Source organism: Sutterella seckii (assembly GCF_009183815.1).
In the GTDB taxonomy this organism is placed as follows: domain Bacteria; phylum Pseudomonadota; class Gammaproteobacteria; order Burkholderiales; family Burkholderiaceae_F; genus Sutterella; species Sutterella seckii.
Window position 1 is genome coordinate 1 of record NZ_WEHX01000157.1, and the last position, 2,899, is coordinate 2,899.

Below are 2,899 nucleotides of genomic sequence, written 5' to 3' on the forward strand. Positions count from 1 at the left end.
AAAACCGCCGGATGCCGAACGGCATGTCCGAAAGGGCCCGATCACGGGGCCATGCGGTGTGGGAGGGGGTACCCTGCAAGGGGGCCCTCTACCCGATTTTGCGTATTGCAGGGAAAGCGGGAAAACCGAACGCAAAACACATTCCGTCTTGTTTTCTTTAACTATCGTGTAATGAGTATCGATAGTTAATAGTTAAAAAGGCATCTAGGACTTTCCCTATATTGCCATAAAATTCAAATTTTTAAATGAGAATGATTCTCAAATTCACATTAAGGTTGCGCACTTTCTTTGTGCTTATGAAATACGAAATCACCTCATAATATTTCATAAAGTGGAATATATGATTCCGAAAAATAAACCTGAAGGGTGCTTTAAGGATGGATTAAGAATGAAAATACCTCTTACGAGATAGAACCGTTCAGGGGCGATGGGGGGATCTGTTCGGTAAAATGCGTATTTTGCTAATACATTGATTTTTATAAATAAACATGAAAAATGCGATTCAAAAGGCTAACGTGTATACCTCTTATTGGGTGTAAACGATCATTGCAGAAGAGTAGGGGCGGAAAAGTTTTGAAATCTGTCTTAAGTAGAAATTAAGGAGTAGATTGACGGTGCGCCCCCCGTGAGGGCCGCGCATTTGACCTCAAAGAAGCCGAATCGAAAGATCAGGCAATCCAATAAACCCCTAAAGAGACCCTCTAGGAGCTAAAAATGACCAAGCAACACAAGCTTCTGTCTCTCGCTGCGTGCATGAGCGCTGCGTTCGTGGCTTCCACCGCCATGGCCGCTGACACCCCCGCTGCCCAGACTTCGGTTGACCTCCCGCGCACCCTCGATGGCTACGTCGCTCAAGACAAGGCTTTCTGGGACTACCTCAAGGCCAATCACCCCTACTTCAAGTACCTCAAGGAAGGCCGCGTCGTTGGTAAGTTCACGATGTCCGACCGCCAGGAAGAGTGGGTTGACTTCGGCGGCGGCGACAAGTACGCCAAGAACACCGGCCGCAAGGTCGCTGTGACGTACCGCCTCCCGTACGAATCCTTCCTCGATCTGCCGAACAACTTCGTCGGCCCGAAGAAGTGCGGCGAATGCCACCCGTCTCAGTATGAGAAGTGGGAACGTTCCCGTCACAACAAGATCGTTCGCTTCCCGGAAGAACTGACCGAACCGATGGTTCAGGGCGACCTCAAGCGTCCGCTCTACAAGTCGCAGGCCGGCGTTCTGCCTGAAGGCATCAACGCTGACGACATCTTCGTCGTTATGGGCACGCCGCGTACGAAGTACGGCTTCGTCGATAAGTGGCTCGTCCGTGGTACCTACCACATCGAAGACGGCGGTGAACTCTCCAAGGCGACCGGTAAGATCGTTGCCGGCGGCAACCAGTTCTCCCGCAACTGGGCTGAACACATCACCCCTGAAGTTGCGAAGAAGATTCACGAGTGGGATCCGACCTTCCCGACCAAGCTTGAGGACTTCGGTGCTCAGAGCTCCAAGGTCTGGGGCATGAACTCCTACGGTGCTTCGAACCGCAAGCAGGCTATGTTCCAGCCGGGTTCGTCCTACTGCGAAATCTGCCATACCTGGAAGTTCGACTTCAAGAGCCAGGATGAACTCTTTGCCGCCCTCGGCGATGCCAAGAAGCTCCGCTCGCACGTCGTGACGAAGGGCGTGGGCTGCGAAGAATGCCACGGCGCTGGTGCTCACCTTTACGGTGCCCGCGGTGCCGGCATGCCGTCGAACTGCGAACGCTGCCACCAGCGCTTCGTCTACAACGAGAACGACGCCAAGGCCAACTTCAAGACCCCGTTCAATGTGTACTTCAAGTCCTTCTGCCCGGCCTGCGGTACGGAAGGCTCGCAGTCGCATTACTCGAAGCACTACCAGAAGGGCATGCGCTGCACGACCTGCCACGACCCGCATGAAGTCACCGCTAATGACTGGGCCTCGCAGTACACCGTGCCGAACATGAAGAAGGAATGCCAGGACTGCCATACCACGGCTGCCTACTTCTTCTCGCAGGGCGGTACGCACAGCCGCAACAGCTGCGCTTCCTGCCATATGCCGAAGATGGGTTCCTGCGAAAACTTCGCTTCGATCCAGCGTCCTGACCTCGCCGGCTTCGACAACGTTCGTGCGTCCCACATCTGGCGCATCCTTGTTGATCCGGAAAAGAAGACCATCAATCCGCCGGAAGGCACCACCGATCGTAAGCTCGTCAGCCCGAAGGGCTGGCACGTTACGAAGGATGACGGCCGTCCCTACATCGATCTGATGTGGTCCTGCGGTCGTACGGCCTACCAGGACAAGCACGTTGTCGATGCGATGGGCTGCCACAGCCCGATCCAGTCGAAGTTCCCTGAATCCATGCGCTTCAAGGATCAGAAGACCATCTACAACAAGGTCATCGCCTGGCAGACCCCGGTCAAGGAAGGCTACGCCAAGGTTATCGCTGACCTGAGCAACATCCAGGATATGCTCAAGGTTGCGAAGCTCTCGACGGCCGACCGCGCCCAGGTCCAGCTCTACGCTGAGGAAGCTCGCCTCAACGCTGCCAAGCTGAAGGACGACGGTTCGTGGGGTGTCCACGCTCCGAAGTTCTCGAAGCAGCTCGTTGACGAAGCCCAGACCTACACGGCCCAGGCTCTCGCGATCCTCAACGCCCAGAATAAGACCGCCAAGAAGTAATTCTTAAGTTCGACACTCTGAGTTAAGAGCAAGAGGCCCCGGAAGCTCGAAAGAGTTTCCGGGGCTTCGTCGTATTCGGTTAATGGATTATTTTTTATGGATATTAACAAATGTATTTAATAGTTGACGGATGGTGCTGTGTGGCGCTTGGGGTCAGGCCGCCTGTGCATAGAGGGTACTCTCATTCGTAAAACAGGCGCGAATAGGGGTC

Annotated in this window: 1 protein-coding gene; it reads left to right on the top strand. The window is 54.2% G+C overall.

Annotated elements, in window-relative coordinates:
* Window positions 1–714: 714 nt before the first annotated feature.
* Window positions 715–2,688, top strand: coding sequence for a cytochrome c3 family protein (locus tag GBM95_RS11460; RefSeq protein ID WP_152159215.1), 1,974 nt, complete (start codon window positions 715–717; stop codon window positions 2,686–2,688).
* The last annotated feature ends 211 nt before the right edge of the window (window positions 2,689–2,899 follow it).

Excerpts from the sequence above, each read along its gene's own strand:
- GBM95_RS11460 (WP_152159215.1), top strand. The coding sequence starts at position 715 with ATGACCAAGCAACACAAGCTTCTGTCTCTCGCTGCGTGCATGAGCGCT.